Source organism: Fonticella tunisiensis, assembly GCF_004364155.1.
GTDB classification, from domain to species: domain Bacteria; phylum Bacillota; class Clostridia; order Clostridiales; family Caloramatoraceae; genus Fonticella; species Fonticella tunisiensis.
The window spans coordinates 87362-106201 of record NZ_SOAZ01000004.1 but is presented as its reverse complement, the minus strand read 5'-3'; the positions used below and the strand labels follow the sequence as shown (position 1 = coordinate 106201).

The 18840-nt window shown below is 39.5% G+C and carries 24 protein-coding genes; all 24 read right to left on the bottom strand.

Going from position 1 to position 18840, the window contains the following annotated elements:
- Positions 1–480 carry a F0F1 ATP synthase subunit B gene (locus EDD71_RS03665; protein ID WP_133627389.1) on the bottom strand — a complete coding sequence of 160 codons (480 nt, stop codon included), beginning with the start codon at positions 478–480 and terminating at the stop codon, positions 1–3.
- A gap of 246 nt (positions 481–726) precedes the next feature.
- Entirely contained in the window at positions 727–972 is a 246-nt protein-coding gene (atpE, locus tag EDD71_RS03660) for an ATP synthase F0 subunit C (protein ID WP_133627459.1), read from the bottom strand.
- Between the two features lie 24 nt (positions 973–996).
- A complete protein-coding gene (locus EDD71_RS03655) occupies positions 997–1698 on the bottom strand; it encodes a F0F1 ATP synthase subunit A (protein WP_133627388.1) in 702 nt (233 codons plus the stop codon).
- Positions 1699–2058: an ATP synthase subunit I gene (locus tag EDD71_RS03650; protein ID WP_133627387.1), complete on the bottom strand. Its 360-nt coding sequence runs from the start codon at positions 2056–2058 to the stop codon at positions 1699–1701. It lies immediately after the preceding gene.
- 424 nt (positions 2059–2482) lie between these two features.
- Complete coding sequence (gene wecB, locus EDD71_RS03645) at positions 2483–3640, bottom strand: non-hydrolyzing UDP-N-acetylglucosamine 2-epimerase (protein WP_133627386.1); 1158 nt, start codon at positions 3638–3640, stop codon at positions 2483–2485.
- Between the two features lie 17 nt (positions 3641–3657).
- Positions 3658–4689, bottom strand: a complete 1032-nt coding sequence (locus EDD71_RS03640) for a glycosyltransferase family 4 protein (RefSeq protein WP_133627385.1) — start codon at positions 4687–4689, stop codon at positions 3658–3660.
- 193 nt (positions 4690–4882) lie between these two features.
- The gene (locus EDD71_RS03635) at positions 4883–5302 is read right to left on the bottom strand and encodes a deoxycytidylate deaminase (protein ID WP_133627384.1); all 420 of its coding nucleotides are present in this window, start codon (positions 5300–5302) and stop codon (positions 4883–4885) included.
- An 8-nt stretch (positions 5303–5310) separates the two neighbouring features.
- Positions 5311–5943 (bottom strand): uracil phosphoribosyltransferase, encoded by a 633-nt coding sequence (gene upp / locus EDD71_RS03630; RefSeq protein WP_133627383.1) that lies wholly within the window; start codon positions 5941–5943, stop codon positions 5311–5313.
- Between the two features lie 12 nt (positions 5944–5955).
- Positions 5956–6405 (bottom strand): ribose 5-phosphate isomerase B, encoded by a 450-nt coding sequence (gene rpiB / locus EDD71_RS03625; RefSeq protein ID WP_133627382.1) that lies wholly within the window; start codon positions 6403–6405, stop codon positions 5956–5958.
- Between the two features lie 106 nt (positions 6406–6511).
- A complete protein-coding gene (locus EDD71_RS03620) occupies positions 6512–6964 on the bottom strand; it encodes a low molecular weight protein arginine phosphatase (RefSeq protein WP_133627381.1) in 453 nt (150 codons plus the stop codon).
- Positions 6965–6976: 12 nt separating this feature from the next.
- Positions 6977–8020 (bottom strand): L-threonylcarbamoyladenylate synthase, encoded by a 1044-nt coding sequence (locus tag EDD71_RS03615; protein ID WP_133627380.1) that lies wholly within the window; start codon positions 8018–8020, stop codon positions 6977–6979.
- Positions 8021–8063: 43 nt separating this feature from the next.
- On the bottom strand, positions 8064–8795 hold the full coding sequence (locus EDD71_RS03610) for a ZIP family metal transporter (protein ID WP_133627379.1): 732 nt from the start codon (positions 8793–8795) through the stop codon (positions 8064–8066).
- A gap of 124 nt (positions 8796–8919) precedes the next feature.
- Positions 8920–9609, bottom strand: coding sequence for a hypothetical protein (locus EDD71_RS03605; protein WP_133627378.1), 690 nt, complete (start codon positions 9607–9609; stop codon positions 8920–8922).
- 12 nt (positions 9610–9621) lie between these two features.
- Positions 9622–9999, bottom strand: a complete 378-nt coding sequence (locus EDD71_RS03600) for a hypothetical protein (protein WP_133627377.1) — start codon at positions 9997–9999, stop codon at positions 9622–9624.
- Between the two features lie 398 nt (positions 10000–10397).
- Positions 10398–11465, bottom strand: a complete 1068-nt coding sequence (prfA, locus tag EDD71_RS03595; RefSeq protein WP_133627376.1) for a peptide chain release factor 1 — start codon at positions 11463–11465, stop codon at positions 10398–10400.
- Between the two features lie 70 nt (positions 11466–11535).
- The gene (locus EDD71_RS03590) at positions 11536–12057 is read right to left on the bottom strand and encodes a chromate transporter (RefSeq protein ID WP_133627375.1); all 522 of its coding nucleotides are present in this window, start codon (positions 12055–12057) and stop codon (positions 11536–11538) included.
- Positions 12041–12589, bottom strand: a complete 549-nt coding sequence (locus tag EDD71_RS03585; protein ID WP_133627374.1) for a chromate transporter — start codon at positions 12587–12589, stop codon at positions 12041–12043. The genes EDD71_RS03590 and EDD71_RS03585 overlap by 17 nt, the downstream gene beginning before the upstream one ends.
- The gene (gene prmC / locus EDD71_RS03580) at positions 12579–13439 is read right to left on the bottom strand and encodes a peptide chain release factor N(5)-glutamine methyltransferase (RefSeq protein WP_133627373.1); all 861 of its coding nucleotides are present in this window, start codon (positions 13437–13439) and stop codon (positions 12579–12581) included. Before prmC ends, EDD71_RS03585 begins: the two co-directional genes overlap by 11 nt.
- On the bottom strand, positions 13436–14353 hold the full coding sequence (locus EDD71_RS03575) for a DUF1385 domain-containing protein (protein WP_133627372.1): 918 nt from the start codon (positions 14351–14353) through the stop codon (positions 13436–13438). The genes prmC and EDD71_RS03575 overlap by 4 nt, the downstream gene beginning before the upstream one ends.
- Positions 14354–14548: 195 nt before the next feature.
- Positions 14549–14758, bottom strand: coding sequence for a DUF3006 domain-containing protein (locus tag EDD71_RS03570; RefSeq protein ID WP_133627371.1), 210 nt, complete (start codon positions 14756–14758; stop codon positions 14549–14551).
- Between the two features lie 9 nt (positions 14759–14767).
- Positions 14768–15346 (bottom strand): thymidine kinase, encoded by a 579-nt coding sequence (locus tag EDD71_RS03565; RefSeq protein ID WP_133627370.1) that lies wholly within the window; start codon positions 15344–15346, stop codon positions 14768–14770.
- 77 nt (positions 15347–15423) lie between these two features.
- Entirely contained in the window at positions 15424–15639 is a 216-nt protein-coding gene (gene rpmE, locus EDD71_RS03560; protein ID WP_133627369.1) for a 50S ribosomal protein L31, read from the bottom strand.
- Positions 15640–15807: 168 nt separating this feature from the next.
- Positions 15808–17217 (bottom strand): transcription termination factor Rho, encoded by a 1410-nt coding sequence (gene rho, locus EDD71_RS03555; protein ID WP_133627368.1) that lies wholly within the window; start codon positions 17215–17217, stop codon positions 15808–15810.
- A 452-nt stretch (positions 17218–17669) separates the two neighbouring features.
- A complete protein-coding gene (gene glpX, locus EDD71_RS03550) occupies positions 17670–18635 on the bottom strand; it encodes a class II fructose-bisphosphatase (RefSeq protein ID WP_133627367.1) in 966 nt (321 codons plus the stop codon).
- Positions 18636–18840 lie beyond the last annotated feature (205 nt).

The following is an 18840-nucleotide window of genomic DNA, read 5'->3' as shown; positions in this document are numbered from 1 at the left end:
CTATACCCCTACCTTGCTTATAAATTCTCTAATAAGCTCATGGTGTTTCTCTTCATCAAGCTGCTCTCCTATGGACTTTTTGGCTGCAAGAAGGGAAAGCTCTACAATCTGTTTTTTAATTTCGTCCTGTACCCTTTCGTATTCCCTCTCTGCATCCAGCTCCGCCCTCTTTCTGATTGCCTCAGCTTCCTTTTTCGCACTCATTATTATGTCATCTGAACGCTTTATAGCCTTTGTTCTATATTCATCTATAATCTTTTTTCCTTCATCATCGGCCATTTGAAGCTTGCTTTCATACTTAACCTTTGCTTCTTCAGCCGTTTTGAGCTTTTCTTCTGCACTTTGTATTTTATCTTCAATACTTTTTGTTCTCTTATTCATAAAGTTTGTAACAGGAGTAAAGAGAAATTTTCTTAAATACCAGTATAAAATTAAAACATTTATTATAGTAAATATTACCGTAGTTAAATTAACTTCCATATGCTCTCCTCCTTTTGAAGGGGTTTAAGACAAATTACTGGCGCTACTTAAACTAAATCTTTAAACTATTATTAAATTAACTTATTATGCTAATTCTTTTATAAAAAAGCGGAGATAAAAATATATGAAGAAAGAACTAGCACCACACGTTAAATTAGCTTCAACTGTATTCCAATATATGGCTTTCAATTTTAAGAAGGCTTGCTTCAATTCATTTACATGAATAGAGCAAGCCGCAGGATTTAATTAAACAATCTTTATAAGGAGAAGAATTATTGCAACAAGAAGTCCGTATATAGCAGTTGCCTCTGAGAAGGCACTACCGATTATAAGTGTGTTTACTATGTCGTTTTTAGCTTCAGGCTGTCTGGCAATAGCTTCAACCGCCTTACCTGTTGCAATTCCAGTACCTATTCCAGCTCCAAATCCAGCAAGAGCCGCAATTCCAGCCCCAATTGCTGATAAACCTAATACAAATGCTCTTGGATCAATTCCCTGCATATGTTATTCCTCCTCTTAATGATCTGATGTAGTTTTTATAAATATCATAGTTAGCATAACAAATATGAACATCTGTATAGCCCCGTCAAACAGGTCAAAGTATACATGAAATGGTATTGGTATAACCGCCTGTAGTAGCGGTATGCCAAGATGCAATACCCCCGACAGATAGGCGAGGCCGTCATATATAAGTTCAACAAGTATAACAGCTGCTGTTATATTTCCAAAAAGTCGAAGGCTCAATGAAACCGGAACTACAAGCCTTTCAACGATGTTAAGAGGCAGCATTGCTGTATAGGGATGGGTATACCCTTTAAGATAATGCTTTATTCCATTGTTCCTTATTGCAGTTGCATGTATAAGGACAAAGGATATGATGGCAAGCCCCAGTGCCACACTATAATCTGCAGTTGGCGGCCTAAATCCTGTAAGTCCAAAAAGATTTAGAAGTAAAAGATAAATCATAAGTGTTCCAACGAAGGGAGTAAATTTTTCATATTTTTCTCCCATGTTGCTTCGGACAAGACTATTTATAGTCTCAACAAGGGTCTCAACCCATACCTGAATCCCCCTCGGCACATCATTCATCCTGCCCCTTATTAGAAGTACCATAAGCATGATAAAAATCATTACAATCCACTGGGCAACAACTGAATAGGTTATACCAAACTTCAATCCACCAATGGTAAATTCAAATAACGTTTTGACCTCTCCCATCTAGCTCACCTTCCTCCGTATGAAATGATTCAGGGAAGCATTTATAACAATGGAAAAATTCATTGTAATAAGTCCTCCAAATATTAAAAATACATTGGCATTATCGTTTTTCACCGCCTGAACTATTACATACCCAATTAGTATGTACCTTATCAGGAAAAATATAAGATGGTATACCCTTGACCTTTTCGGTCTTATTTCAAGAATGGTGTTTAACTCCAAGGAAAGAAGTATAAAATTTAGGGCGCTCAGTAAAAAACCTATGAAATAGGATTTTAGCCCATACATTCCAAGGAATGCGTAAACAAACAAACTGATTACAGCAGCAGTTATAAATCCGGCTCCTAACCTTTTTAACATAAGGCTGTTTATGCTCTGATTCAAATTATTCACCGTCCGGCTTTCTTATATTAATTTACCTTCGCTTTTTAGTTTATCCTTAATTTTAAAAAGTAACGCCTTTTAGCATTATTTAAAACTTTCAAAAAAGCCAAAGCTGGCATCCTCCTGTGGATACCAGCCTACATCTATCCTTTTTAGAGATAAACGCCTGCAAGTAGGTTGCACCATGGCTTGACAGCCTCCCCAGGGGCTGCTGTCCAACCTTTGAACATATAATTATTTTATCAGTTTAAATATAAATTTCAAAGCGATTTTATAATGAATTTAAGTCATATTATATGATTAATACCTAATTTTACTTTATAAATTAAATTAACGTGAATTATCGAAACTTTAAGCCTTTTATCTTGAAGTTATATTAAATGCTGGCGCTTGAAAATTCCTACCTTGAAGGTACAAAATCCTCCGGCCTTTTGTCAATCCTGTTGAAATAATATAGTATACTGTCAACAATCCTCTTTGAGGCATTCCCGTCCCCATATGGGTTAACTGCATTGGCCATGCTATTGTACTTCTCTTCATTTTTAAGAAGTTCAGCAGTTTCATTATATATCCTGTCTATCTCAGTTCCAACGACTTTTACGGTTCCTGCTTTAACAGCCTCGGGCCTTTCGGTTACATCCCTTAATACAAGTACCGGTTTTCCAAGATGGGGCGCTTCCTCCTGAAGGCCGCCTGAGTCCGTTAATATGAGATAGCTTCTATCCATAAGGTTATGGGTTTCCTTGGTATCAAGTGGTGGAAGAAGGTGTACCCTGTCAGTTCCGCCGAGTATGCTGTAGGCAGTTTCCTTCACCACAGGATTGAGGTGAACAAGATATACTACTTCAACGTCTTCAAAGTCCTCAGCAATTCTCTTTAAAGCTGTACATATGTTTTCAAGTGGCTTACCCCAGTTTTCCCTTCTATGGGCAGTTATCATTATGACCTTCCTGTTCTTAAAGTCTATGTTCCTGAGATCCTCAGTTTCAAAAAAATATTCCTTATCAACCGTTGTGGCCATTGCATCTATTACTGTATTTCCGGTAACGAATATATCCTCTTCCCTTATGCCTTCCCTTAAAAGGTTTTCCTTTGATGTTGCCGTTGGTGCAAAGTGCATATCCGCCATAGCACCTGTAAGCTTTCTATTCATCTCCTCAGGAAAGGGAAAGTATTTGTTAAAGGTTCTAAGGCCTGCTTCAACATGTCCAACCTTTATTTTATTGTAAAAAGCTGCAAGGCTCCCTGCAAAGGTTGTGGTTGTATCTCCGTGTACAAGTACTATATCCGGCTTTGACTTCTCAAATATCCTTTCAAGCCCTTCAAGAACCCTTGTGGTTATTCCTGAAAGGGACTGCCTTTCCTTCATTATATCGAGGTCGTAATCTGGTGTTATATCAAACAAATTTAAAACCTGATCAAGCATTTGCCTGTGCTGGGCTGTAACGCAAACGATGGATTCTATTTCTTTTCTTGACTCAAGTTCCTTAACAAGGGGAGCCATTTTAACAGCCTCAGGCCTTGTTCCAAATATGGTCATTACCTTTATTTTATCCAAAAGTACCACCTCTTCCATCAATTCCTTGTCTTTCTGGTAATAAACCCAAATTCAACTCCAATGGACAGCGTTATAAAGCATACTAAAAGCAGTATTACATAGGATTTTTGAGTCGACAGCACCATTGCTAAAACAGCAGTGGCACCGAGAAATATGCTTATAAGGTACATTATTATAACTACCTTCCTATGGCTCAAACCTAAATCTAAAAGTCTGTGATGGAGGTGACCTCTGTCCGCCTCCATAATAGGCCTTTTGTTCACCTTTCTTCTTACCATTGCAAATAGAGTATCAAATATGGGAAGCCATAGAACAAGTATTGGAACTGCAAGTGTAACTGCAGCTGCAGACTTTACCGCCCCTTGTGTTGATATAGCCGCAAGCGTAAATCCCAAAAACTGTGACCCTGTATCTCCCATGAAAATGGAGGCAGGGTTGAAATTATATGGCAAAAACCCAAGGCAGGAACCTGCAAGTATTGCCGTTAAAAGCATTGCAACCTCCCTGTTGCTTATCATAGACACTACAAATATAGTAATTGAGAAAATCATGGCAAGCCCTGCCGCAAGGCCGTCAAGACCATCTATAAGGTTTACCGCATTGGTTATCCCCACTACCCACAAAATCGTAAGTGGAATACCGAAATATCCTATATACACGCTTTCCCCATCAGCTATGAAGGGAACCGTAATACTTCCAATGGTTATACCGAAGGCAATCAGTACGGCTGAGGCTGCAATTTGAAATATAAGCTTTTGAACAGGCCTTAGAGGCTTAACATCGTCTATCATTCCTGCGATTACGAGTATTGTTCCACCGGCTATTATTCCCACAACGTGGGTATTAAATTTTGAAAAGATCAGGCTGCATATCACAAATGATATGTAAATAGCAAGTCCCCCCATTCTTGGAATGGGTTTATTATGTATCCTTCTCTCATCATCTGGTATATCTATGGCTCCAAACCTGTAGGCTATCCTCCTGGCCACCGGGGTAAATATAATGGATATCAATGCAGCCAGAACAAAAATCACCGCGTAACGAAGCATCCTTTCACACCCTTAAAACATTTTGCATAAAACAATTTTATCACAATATAGCTTCATTTACATCCCTTTTTTCTTTATCCAGCTTCATACTGTTTTTATCCCATTATACCATGACCTTCCGGAAGCTAAATAGAATAATTAAATGTAGCACATTTAAAAAAGCCGCTATCTTGTAGCGACTTTAAATAAAATTTCATATCCTTTTAAAGCTTATATTATTCCTTTTCAAAAGTTCCACAGCATAATCGTCTACCCTGTAGTCATGCCTGTAGAAAAGCCTTTTAATTCCTGCCTGTATCAGTGCTTTAGTGCAGTTGAGGCATGGAAAATGAGTTACATAAATGGTGCAGTTTTTAACTGCAATACCCTCCTTTGCACAGTAGAGCAGGGCGTTGATCTCCGCGTGAATCGTCGCTATACAGTGCCCATCCCTCATGGTATGGCCCACTTCATCGCAGTGGGGATTTCCAGAAATGCTGCCGTTATATCCTGTTGCAACGATTCTATTGTCAGAGTTTACTATAACTGCCCCTACATTTGCCCTGTCACAGGTGCCTCGGGTTGCTACCATTTCAGCAAGCTGCATAAAATATTGTTCCCAGGACTGCCTCATGGTCTCACCTACTTGGTACCAAATATCCTGTCTCCAGCGTCCCCAAGGCCGGGAACTATGTATCCGTGGTCGTTGAGCCTTTCGTCTACGTTTGCAACATATATCTCTATGTCAGGATGGGCTTCAAGAACGGCCTTTATCCCTTCCGGTGCAGCAATAAGGCACATTAACTTTATGCTCTTTGCCCCCTTGTTTTTGAGAAGCTGTATTGCATCAACGGCTGAACCGCCTGTTGCAAGCATCGGGTCTGTTACTATTATTTCCCTTTCTTCTATATCCGACGGAAGTTTCGCGTAGTATTCAACGGGCTTTAAAGTTTCAGGGTCCCTATAAAGCCCTATGTGCCCTACCTTTGCAGCAGGAATAAGCCTGAGCATTCCATCTACCATTCCAAGTCCTGCCCTGAGGATTGGAACTATTGCAACCTTTTTTCCTGTAAGCATCTTTGCCGTCGTTTTGCATATGGGTGTTTCAATTTCTATATCTTCAAGTTGAAAATTTCTTGTAACCTCGTAGCACATGAGCATCGATATTTCCTCAAGAAGTTCCCTGAAATCCTTTGAACCTGTGTTTATATCCCTCATTATTGAAAGCTTATGCTGTATAAGCGGATGGCTTATAACCGTAACTCTTGAGTCCATAGCAAATTCCTCCTATTTATAATATTTCTTTTCTATTTCAGTGATTTTGTTAACCCTTCTTTCATGCCTTCCGCCTTCAAACTCAGATGAAAGAAAGGCATCCACTATTTCAATGGCAAGGCCGGGACCCGTTATCCTTTCCCCAAGGGCTATTATATTTGCATTGTTGTGCTGGGCCGCTGCCTTTGCACTGAATGTATCGGTAACATGTGCTGCCCTTATTCCTGGAACCTTGTTGGCAGCTATAGATATGCCTATTCCAGTTCCGCATACCAGTATTCCTTTTTCATACTCTCCGCTTAACACGGCCTCTGCAACTGCATGGGCATAGTCAGGGTAGTCGCAGGAATTTGTGTCATAGGTACCAAAGTCCTTGTATTCTATTCCCCTGTCCCTTAAAAACTCCATGATAACCTGCTTAAGATTATAACCGCCGTGGTCGCTTCCTATGGCTATTTTCATATTTATCCCTCCTGAACATTCAAGTAAATATTTTATATTAAATATTTTGTGTAGACAATAGCAATTTAGTCTATATACATCAAAAAAGGGAAAGCAAGGGTATATATTATACCCGGCCTTCCCTTAATTTTCCAAATACTTTGCCTATTAGATTTTCCAGTTCAAAGGCACAGGCCCTATAAACGTTTAAATCGCCTCCAAAGGGATCAATAATATCCCTATCTTCCCCTGCGTATTCTCCTAGCGTAAACACTTTCTCCTTAAACTCAGGATATCTTGAAAGTATAGCTAACTTATGTCCCTCAGTCATTGTAAGAACAAGATCAGCACTTTTTAGGAGGTCATATGATAAAGGCTTTGATAAATGGGAAGTAAGATCCAATCCCTTTTCTTCCATAGCTTTTATTGCATTTTGGGAAGCTTTTTCACCCTGGACTGCATATATGCCTGCGGATGAAACTTCTATATCAAGTTTATTTATAGAAGCATAATGCTTTGCAATAGCTTCAGCCATGCTGCTTCTGCAGGTATTGCCAGTACACACAAAAAGAACCTTCATTCTTAACCTCCTCTACACCTCTATCACATTATACCCTGCGGCTTTTTTGAGGCGGTTCATAATAGCAAGACCAAGCCCCTCCTCGGGAAAGCCCTCAGCAAAAATATAATCTATACCTATTTTATCAAATTCTCTTAAAGAATCAAATAAATTTGCAGCTATTATTCCAAGCTGTTTTCGGCTTCCTACGGATATTTTAAATCCTCCCCTGTACCTTTCCATCGTTTCATCCGCTGCCATAATTCCTGCCCTTTTACCTTCCTTTTCAAGCTCCTCTACCCTTTTATTTATGTAATTTATAACATCCTCATCCCTGCCTCTTACTATGACCATAGGAGATTTTGGAGCATAGTGTCTGTATTTCATTCCCGGTGCCTTTGGTTTAAAGTTGCTATCGGGCTTTTTCATTATTGCAGGGTCTATTTCAACCCTTCCAATGACATCCTCAAGCATCTCCTTTGTTATGCCGCCAGGGCGCAGAATTGTAGCCACTCCACCTGTGGTATCAACGACGGTTGATTCAAGCCCAACTTCACACCTTTCTCCACCTATGATGGCATCTACCCTTCCTGAAAGGTCCTCAATACAGTGCTCAATCGTTGTAGGGCTGGGCCTTCCTGACAGATTGGCGCTTGGAGCTGCAATGGGAACTCCGGAAAGCTCTATAAGCCTTCTTGCTACTTTATTTGAAGGCATTCTTATGGCGACGCTGTCAAGCCCTGCTGTCACAGCCCCAGGTATCAGATGTGATTTTTCCATGATTATCGTAAGGGGCCCTGGCCAGAAGGCCTCCATAAGCTTTTGAGCCATTTCCGGAATGTTTTTCACGTACTTTGATATATCAAAATCAGCCACATGGACTATAAGGGGATTGTCCTGGGGCCTTCCCTTTGCAATGAAAATTTTTTTACATGCCTCTTCATTTAAGGCGTTTGCCCCTAGTCCGTACACTGTTTCCGTCGGAAAAACAACAAGTCCTCCGTTTTTTATAATTTGGGCAGCTTCATTTATTTTATCCATATCATCCTCATCTAAATAATAAACCTTCGTATCCATAACGTTTCCTCCAGTGATATTCCATGCCTGCACTATTTTAAGGCTAAAACGCCGAAGTTATTATAAGGCCTAATATTACGCCTATTATAGTTGAAATGGTTGAAAAAATTCCTTTAAACAAGTCCTTGCTTTCAGGTATCAGCTCCCCGCACACTATATAAAGCATGGTTCCTGCTGCAAAGCCAAGGCACAGGGTTATAAAAATCTTCGATATATTTCCTAAAATACCTCCGGCAAGGGCTCCCACAGCCGTAGGAAGAGCAGTCAATACTGTTAAAAGTATTATTTTAATCCTCCCAAGCCCGCTCTGCATAAGGGGGGCCGCAACCGCTGCACCTTCCGGAATGTCATGGAGACCAATAACAAGGGCCAGCTCTATTCCAAGGGACTGGCCTCCCATAAAACCCGAGCCTATGGCAAGACCCTCAGGAAAATTATGGGCTGCAAGCCCTATGCCCAAAAGCAGCGCAGTTTTAACATGCCTTCCATACTTTTTGAGCACTTTTGTGTGGGGCAGGAAAATATCCAGTATGGTGACAAAGGCTACTCCGAACAGTATGCCAAATAAAGTTATGTTAAGTCCTCCCATGAGTATGGCCTCGGGGATTAAATCAAAGGCCACAACAGCCAGCATAAGGCCTGCTGCTATGGACATTATGCTTGACATAACGATGTTGTTTGATTTTCTAAAACCAGTTGCAATGACGGCACCGGCACCTGTGCCCATTCCGCATACAACAGTTCCTATCAATGCTGCTGTAGTTATTCTTTCCAAAATTTCATCTCCCTAAAATTATATTCAATTTAATCTATTTTAGAGAAATGAAATATATTCGTTGTAAATTGACTTGTTTTGGTAGTTTTAAAACTACCAAAACAAGTCAATTTGTTTTTAATTTTCAAATATGGTTATCTATATACTCCTCAACAAACCTCCGTATATAGTCCATGGAAAGGGATGAAAACTTAGCCTCGTAGCAGCTTTTATACAGCATATAAAGATACAGGTATTTCATTGCCCCTGCCTTTTTCATTACATAGCAGTAAAATTTATTATCGGGATAAAGCTCCTCAAGATTGTTGAGGACTTTTCCATAATGGGGATTTGATTTTACAAAATTCCTGTCGAAGCTCTGAAAGGCTTTATTTCTCTTACCCCTTTCAATAACGATTAAAACCTCAAAGTCTTCCATATCCTTTTCATATACATCTACATAGCGTATCCTGTCCAGCATAATGGAAAGAGGAGCTTTAAACATTCCGTCCTTAATTTTTACCCTGTCGCCTGAAACTTCGAATAAAAACCTGTTTTTTGATATAACCTTTAATATATTTATCAAAAGGAGTATGTTTATTAGAATGAGATAACCATATGCAAAATATATCTCCCATCCAGAAAAAAGTCCATCGTTATTTAATGAAACAACCAAATAGGACATGGAAGCCATAATTATAAGGGAAAATATAATGGTTCTTTTGTTTCTGGCGTTTTCCCTTTTAATCTGCTTTTTAATCTTCATTCTAGTACCCGATGAAGAGGCATTCTTTTCAGATTTCCTGGCTTTTTTAACCTGTTTTTTATTTGTCACCCTACCACCTCTTTAAGGGCTATTTTTAACGTCCTTTATGAGGCTTTCAAGAATATACCTTTCCTTAGAGGATGTTAAAACATAGAAACTCCCATTTTCGGTTATGATCTTTGTTAAAAAGGACGTATATACTGCTCCTTTGATCTGCTCCTTTGGTACCCTGTATTTTTTTGGTATAGTAATTAAAGTTATACCCTTCTTGTCAAAAACTACATCCCTGCAGAACTTTAAACTGTAATATATCAATATTATACCATCTAATGTTAAATTGACTATGTTAACCCACCTGTAACTCTGCTTAAAGAGAAAAATGGCATAAAGAAGTATAACCGATATTACAATCGCAGGAAGAGCTAAAAACATAAACCTGTTCACTCTGAATATTTTCACATCCACCACTCCACCCTATAGTGACAGGGGCAGATTCCCATGCTCACCCGTTACCACAGCAATCAAATATTGTGTGGTACAGCCCCATCAATTCCGCATAGAAACCTACCCCTATAATTTTATTTACTCATTAAGTTAACTCGTTGTGCTAGATAAATTTACAGATCGGCGCTGCGATAAAAAATATATTTCATTCACCAACACGCTTAGCAAAGAAGTTCTAAGGCTCGGGATTTTAAAAATCAAGAACTTTCGTTAAACTCGCCTTGCTTAAGTCACGAAAGTTCTTGGATTTTTCTGCATCCCTTCGCCAGGAACTTCTAGCTCTTAGCTTTATGTGAATTTCATATATTTTTTATCTCCGCTTAACCCCTTAACTTGCACAACGGATTAAACTATTATCCTACTTCTTTTAACTTTTCTGCCTGATCGGCTGTTATAAGGGCATCTACAACTTCGTCAATATCCCCATCAAGGAAGCTTTCAAGTCTGTATATGGTAAGTCCTATTCTGTGATCCGTAACCCTTCCCTGTGGATAGTTGTAGGTTCTTATTCTTTCGCTTCTATCTCCCGTTCCAACCTGGCTCTTTCTCTCCTGGGCAATTTCTGCTCTCTGCTTTTCCTGCTCTATTTCATAAAGCCTTGCCTTAAGGATCTTCATAGCCTTTTCCTTGTTTTTTAGCTGTGATTTCTCATCCTGGCAGGAAATGACAATACCCGTTGGAAGGTGTGTTATTCTAACAGCCGAATCGGTTGTGTTGACGGACTGTCCTCCATTTCCTGAGGATCTGAAAACGTCTATTCTAAGGTCATTTGGATTTATCTCGATTTCAACGTCCTCGGCTTCAGGAAGGACTGCAACCGTTGCAGTTGAGGTGTGTATCCTTCCGCCGGCTTCGGTTTCAGGAACTCTTTGAACCCTGTGAACACCGCTTTCATACTTCAGCTTGCTGTAGGCACCCCGTCCCTTTACCATAAATATAACTTCCTTAAAGCCGCCGAGGCCCGTTGGATTTGAAGACATCATTTCTACCTTCCAATTGTTCCTTTCAGCATATCTTGTATACATTCTAAAGAGATTTCCGGCAAACAGGGCAGCTTCTTCTCCCCCTGCACCGGCCCTTATTTCGATAAATACGTTTTTATCATCATTAGGATCCTTTGGCAGGAGAAGAACCTTAAGCCTTTGCTCAGCGTTTTCCTTCTCGCCCTCAAGCTCCTTAAGCTCCTCCTCAACAAGCTCCTTCATTTCTTTGTCAAGTTTATCATTAAGCATCTCTTTGTCATCAGCAATTCTCTGTAATATATCCTTATATTTTCTATATTCCATAACTATCTCTTCAATTGCACTGTGCTCCTTGCAGAGCTTTTGAAACATGGATTGGTCGGATATAACTTCTGGGTCGCTTATCTTTTTAGTAAGTTCCTCGTATTTTTCTTCGATAAAATCAAGCTTATCAAGCATATTTCCTCACCTATTATATAAAATTTCACATTTTAATATTATAACACATAATTTAAAATGTGAACAATATCTAATACACTATAATCCCCACAAGGGCAGAGGCAATTATTACATATATTGGGTCGACCTTCTTATGGAAGAGGCTTAAAAGGCTTAATCCAAAAATTATAGCCCCCTTTATATCTATAACGCTTTCAACTGTGACGCTGTAGGCTGCAGCAGCTATAAGCCCGACAACCGCCGGCCTTATGCCTCTGAATACGTTCTTTGTGGTCTTTTTCTCATAAATCTTTATAAAAAAGGCAGCAATTAAAAGTATCATTATAAAGGATGGAAGGGCCACTCCGAGCGTAGCTGCGGCGCTTCCTAAAATTCCGCCCTCTGTGTATCCTACAAAGGTTGCTGAATTTACTGCAATTGGTCCTGGTGTCATCTGGGAAATTGCAAGTATGTCAGAGAATTCCCCAGTTGTTAGCCATCCATACCTTCCTATTACTTCCCTTTGAATAAAGGGAAGCATAGCATACCCTCCTCCAATTGAAAAGGCACCTATCTTTGCAAAGGTGAGAAAAAGCTTAATTATTATCTCCATCTTTAGTACCCCCTAACTTTCCAATAACAGCCCCTGAAAGTCCTGAAACTATGATTATAAGTATAGGATCGACATCAAAGAATATGACAAGTACCGCTGAAATAACAGCTATTATGTACCACATTGGCTTTATCTTGCTTGTCATTGCTATCTTATATACTGAAAAGGCTATAAGTGCAGCAACTGCAGGCCTTATGCCCATAAATGCCTCCTGTACAGCCTTCACGTTCATAAATTTAGTAAAGAACATGGCTACAATTAAAATAATCAAAAATGAGGGCATAATGGCTCCAAGTATTGCAGATGCTGCTCCTAAAATGCCCTTCTTCTTATATCCTATAAAGGTGGCCATATTAAGGGCAAGGGCCCCTGGAGTTGACTGAGAAACTGCAAGAATATCTATAAACTCCTCCTTTTCAATCCAGCTCTTCCTGTCAACAACCTCAGATTGAATAAGAGGAACCATAGCATATCCTCCTCCTAATGTAAAGGCCCCTATCTTTGCAAAAACCATAAACAAATCAAAAAGCATATTTTCCCCTCCATCCCATAACAACTCTATCCTTTCCGGCTAAATCTTTAATACATATGACGTTTTCAAACCCATTGATTTTAAGTATCTCCATCACCTCTTCCCTTTGATCATGACCGATTTCATAGGCAAGTAAACCACCTGCCTTGAGAAGCTTCGGGGCATCCCTTGTAATTTCCCGGTAAAAGTAAAGGCCATCTTCTCCCCCAGAAAGAGCCTCATGTGGTTCAAAGGATTTTACCTCTTCCATAAGGGTTTGTATTGTATTCTCCCTTATATAGGGAGGATTAGATACTATTACATCTACTTTTCCATGAAGCGTAGTATCAAATCCTGCCATCTTATCTGATTTTAGAACTTTAACCCTGTCTGAAACGCCGTTAAGTTTGGCGTTTTCCTCTGTAACCTCAAGGGGTGTATCCATAATATCCAGGGCATAAACCAATGCATCTTCTTTGTACTTTGCTATAGAAACGGAAATGGCTCCGCTTCCACAGCCTACATCAACCACAATTGGCTTTTCAAAACCTTCTATGGCTTTAAGCACCTCTTCAACAAGTACCTCGGTATCTCCCCTTGGAATAAGAACTCCTGGCTTTACCTTAAAATCCAGGGACATGAATTCCTGCCTTCCAGTTATATATTGTACAGGCTCGCCATTTTTTCTTCTCTCTATTCTCTTAAAGAATTCGTCGACTACTACCCCATCAAGGGGCATATCCCTGTTTAAATAGAGAAAAATCCTGTCCTTTTCAAGTAGATTGCTTAAAATAACTTCAGCATCCAGCTGGGGTGTACCTTTATCCCTCAGAATATCGGACGCTTTTTTAATGGCCTCAAAAAGCTTCACCAGTTATCATCCTCGCCTTCAGGTATTACTGCCTTAAGTGCCGCTATAGCAACCTCAAGCTGCTTTAAATCAGGCTGCCTTGTTGTTAGCTTCTGCAGCATAAGGCCTGGATATGAAAGAATTTTAGCAAGGCAGCTCTCCGATCTTCCAAGCCACTTTATAAGCTCATAGGAAAGGCCTGCAACAAGGGGTAAAAATACAATACGTGATAGGATTCTCATAAGAAGATTGGGCCATCCTAAGAAGCTAAAAAATATTATGCTTATAATCATGACAATTAAAAGAAAGTTAGTTCCACACCTTGGATGAAGAGTTGAGAACCTGGCAGCGTTTTCAGGGGTTAACTCAATCCCCTCTTCGTAGCAGTAAATGCTTTTATGCTCCGCACCGTGGTATTCAAATACCCTCTGTATATCCCTCATCCTGCTTATAAGGTAAATGTAGAGAAGAAAAATTATAAGTCTTATAACCCCCTCAACAAGGTTTATTATTATGAAATTATGGCTAACCTCTTTTATTAGATTGGCAGAGAAGGTTGGAAGTATAAAGAAAAGTCCTACTGCAATTATAAGAGAAATCATCATTGCAAATCCCATTAAAAAGTTATCGGCCTTATCACCAAGTTTGTCCTTAATAAATCTGTCAAACTTGCTCTCATCATCCTCTTCCTCAAAAAAGGAGGCGGAAAAAGTAAGGCTTTTCATTCCTATAATAAGGGAATCGAAAAGCGCCACAGCGCCTCTTATTATAGGAAGTGATAAAAATTTATTCTTTTTAGTTAAAGGGATGCTGTCCTGAACATCTATCTCTATTTCACCATCGGGTTTTCTAACGGCAATAGCTATCCTTTGAGGTCCCCTCATCATAACCCCCTCAATAACAGCCTGTCCTCCTATACTCGTCTTTTTAGCCATTTAATCACCTCTAAAAAATACTTTATTGCTATTATAGCACATATAAAAATTAATAAAAATAAACCATATACAAATGATTTTGCCAATGTTCCATCTGATAAAAAATATATTCCATTCACCAGTACGCTTGGCAAAGAAGTTCTAAAACTTCCCTGCAAGCTGAAACAGTGAATGGAATATATTACTTTTCGTCCTTTAATCCTCCCACAAATGAAGATACTTATCCGCTTCTTTTTTTCTTTTTTTTGTTTCCTCAACATCTATCTCAACCCTGTCCCCGAGTATCAATACATCCCCCTCCTTTGCTCCTTCAGGAAGCTTATCCCTATGTATATTTTTTATTGCTCCATCATCCATTACAACAACAGCAAAGCTCCCTTCAAACCTGTCTATAACCCCTTTCATTTAATCACCTCAATCCCTTGGAACTATGTGGCACTTTCTACATCTAGCTTCATAGGCCTCCTGTGCCCCAACTAAAACTATAGGATCCGAATACTTTGCAGGCTTTCCATTTATAAGCCTCTGTGTCCTTGTTGCAGGATTTCCGCATACTACGCATATTGCCTGTATCTTATCGATGAATTCCGCAATGGATAAAAGAACGGGCACCGGACCAAAGGGTTCCCCCCTAAAATCCATATCAAGGCCTGCACATATAACCCTTTTATTCTTATCGGCAAGCCTTTTACATACATCGACTATACCCATATCAAAGAACTGCACTTCATCGATTGCAATCACATCTGTGTCGGCCTTAATGAGCTGAAGTATCTCAGAGGATGAGCCGATACAAACAGCCTCTTCCTTATCGCCGTTGTGGGATACTACATCGGTTTTACTATATCTATCATCTATAACGGGCTTAAATACCTGAACCCTTTGCTTTGCTATCTTTGCCCTTTTGATTCTTCTTATAAGCTCCTCACTTTTGCCGCTGTACATTGGCCCTACAATCATTTCTATCCATCCATGATTCTTTGGTCCGTACATGTTCATTCCTCCCCCACTTTATATAAAAAAAGACCGGCTCACCGGTCCTTTACAGAATTTCCATTCTTTATTTAAAATTATTCTTCTATCTTTATGTTGTACTTCTTCATGAACTTTTCTACTCTTCCACCCTGCTCTGCAATATTCTTCTGCTTTCCTGTGAAGAATGGATGGCACTTTGAGCACATTTCAACTCTGAGCTCCTTCTTAACTGATCCAGTTACGAAAGTATTTCCACATGCACATTTTACAACTGCTTCGTGTGTATAGTTTGGATGAATTCCTTCTCTCATTTATTTCACCTCTTTCTCCATTCATGATTTTAAGAAGCTTATTAGCCGTATAATTGAGTCCCTGCATTCCATATATTCATTTTCAGCAGGACTCAAAATTTATAACAGGTCTATTCTCATCGTCAACTCTTAAAATTATAACACAGGTACTGTATTTAATCAACCATTTTAGTAGGAGCTTCCGTCCTTATTGAGCTTGACAAATACTTGAACGAAATCCCTATTGTTTCTCGTTTTCATAAGGACATTAAGAAGCTTTTCCGTTGCCTCCTGGGTTGTTTCATTTGCAAGGCTCTTTCTGATAGCTAAAACAGCGTTCAGTTCCTCAGGACTTAAGAGCAGATCTTCCCTTCTTGTTCCAGACTTGTTTATATCTATTGCAGGGAATATTCTCCTTTCCTGAAGCTTTCTATCAAGATGGACCTCCATATTTCCTGTTCCCTTGAACTCCTCAAATATAACATCATCCATACGGCTTCCTGTTTCAACAAGGGCTGTTGCAAGGATAGTGAGGCTTCCTCCTTCTTCTACGTTTCTCGCTGCCCCAAAAAATTTCTTTGGCTGAATAAGGGCTCCAGGGTCAAGACCTCCTGATAGCGTTCTTCCCGTCGGGGATATTGTAAGGTTATATGCCCTTGCAAGCCTTGTTAAGCTGTCAAGGAGTATAACAACGTCCTTTTTCATTTCAACAAGCCTTTTTGCCCTTTCAAGCACAAGTTCCGCAACCCTTGTGTGGTTTTCAGGCTCCTCATCAAAGGTAGAATACACAACCTCGCCCTTTATAGATCTCTGCATATCGGTAACTTCCTCCGGACGTTCATCTATGAGAAGTACGATAAGCTCAACATCGGGGTGATTTTTAGTTATAGCATTCGCAACCTTCTTAAGCAGAACAGTTTTACCTGCCTTCGGAGGAGCAACAATAAGCCCTCTTTGTCCCCTTCCTATAGGGGCTAAAAGGTCTATAAGCCTGGTTGCTAGGTCATTACTTGTAGTTTCAAGGCTGAGCCTTTTGTCAGGATAAATAGGCGTTAAGCTCTCAAAGGGTTTTCTGAAACCTACCTTTTCAGGAGGCAGGCCATTAAGCTCCTGCAGATATATAAGGGCCTTATACTTTTCCGTTTCCCTCGGATACCTTGCCTTACCCTTTACCTTATCACCGGTTTTTATTCCAAACTTTCTGATCTGAGAGGGGGAAACATATATATCCCTCTGCCCCTGCTGATAATTATCAAGCCTTAAAAACCCGTAGGACTGCCCCTCGATCAGTTCAAAAACTCCCTCTACGGTATCTGCATCGGATATAAGCTCCTGGATCTTTTCCCTTTTATCCTCATCTATATCATGAAGTTCAAAGCTTTCAGTTACTTTTGGCTCAGCAGCCTCAACCTCAACTTCAACGGGTACAACAGGAAGCTCGTCTTTTTTATTTTCATTTTTCTTATTCTCTTCCTCAACCTTCAATATCTCCTCTATGAGTTCACTTTTTCTATATTTGGTTATGGATTTTATTCCCATACCTCTTCCAATCTCCCTCAGTTCCTCGAGGGTTTTGGATTTTAACTCTTCAAAATTCATATTACACCTCCTGATATGATAGCAAATGCGGGTACATGAAATATACCTGACATGGTAACATTTATCTTCTATAACTTTGTAAATCAAGCATTATAAAGGGATATTTTAAAACGATTTCATGTGTTTTTTATCTCATGAAATATTAAAAACAGAAGGATAAATCAAGTTAAAATAAGTATCGAATTATATTTTGTTAATAGTTTAACTCCACCTGGAAATTATAATCCCGCAGTGAAATCGATATGATACCTTTTAAAAGTTTTTAATTAACACCCATTTAAAACAATCACCATTGGGAACTTAAAGGAAGGCCAATGCGGAAATCCTTGAAATAAAGATGTTAAAGATAAAAACTACCAATCCTTAAATTATTTTATATCTAAAGGTTTAAAATGTAAAGCATATACTTATAAACAATAGAAAAAAAACGGGAAGTAACAAATTCTTCCCGTTTATCTTCTACCTGACTTCTCTAAATTGTGCACTGCATTTACAAATCTGACTGTTCCCGTCTTCGCTCTCATTACAACCGATTGGGTTTTGGCCCTTGCATTCTGATAGTACACAACTCCTTTTAAAAGTTCTCCATCGGATACTCCTGTTGCAGCAAAATATACATCATCGCCCTTTACTATTTCGTCTATGGTCATGGCCTTTTTAAGATCAACTATTCCCATTTTCCTGCATCTTTCTGCCTCTGCCTCATTCATGGGATAAAGCCTCCCCTGAAAATCTCCCCCAAGGCATTTTAAAGCTGCTGCAGCGATTACCCCCTCAGGTGCTCCTCCAATTCCTGCAAATATATCTACACCTGTATCCTCAAAGCCTGTTGCAAGGGCTGCCTCAATATCCCCATCGGTTATAAGCTTTATTCTTGCCCCAACATTTCTAGCCTCCTCTATAAGTCCTGCATGCCTTGGCCTGTCCTGAATAACAACTGTTATGTTGCTCACGCTTTTATTAAGGGCCTCCGCAACCCTTTTTATGTTTTCACTAAAGGGAGCATCAAGGTCTATACATCCCCTTGCTCCGGGGCCCACTGCAATCTTTTCCATATACATGTCAGGAGCATGGAGAAGGCAACCACTTTTTGCCACTGCAACAACCGCAAGGGCATTGGGCATCCCCTTTGCTATAAAGCTTGTCCCATCAAGCGGGTCTACGGCAATATCAACCTCAGGTGAGCCTTCGCTCCATGTTCCTACCTTTTCACCTATATACAGCATTGGAGCCTCATCAAGCTCTCCTTCTCCTATTACAACTGTACCCTTTATGTCAACAAAGTCAAACATCCTTCTCATGCCGTCAACTGCAGCCTGGTCAGCAGCGTTTTTGTCCCCTCGTCCCATATATTTAGCTGCGTTAAGTGCAGCTGCCTCCGTAACTCTAACAAGGCCGAGCGCTAAATCTCTATCCATAAACCGTCCTCCTATATATATGCTATACTATATATTTTAAAAGATATGTTTATTATATAGATATCACATATATATGTCAATAAATTAAATGACATATATATAAATTATACAAATTTCATTATTAAACTAACTTATTGTGCTACTCTGAAAAGCCCATTGGAATAAAAGTAGAAAATATATACAGATAGGCGCTGCGATAAAAAAT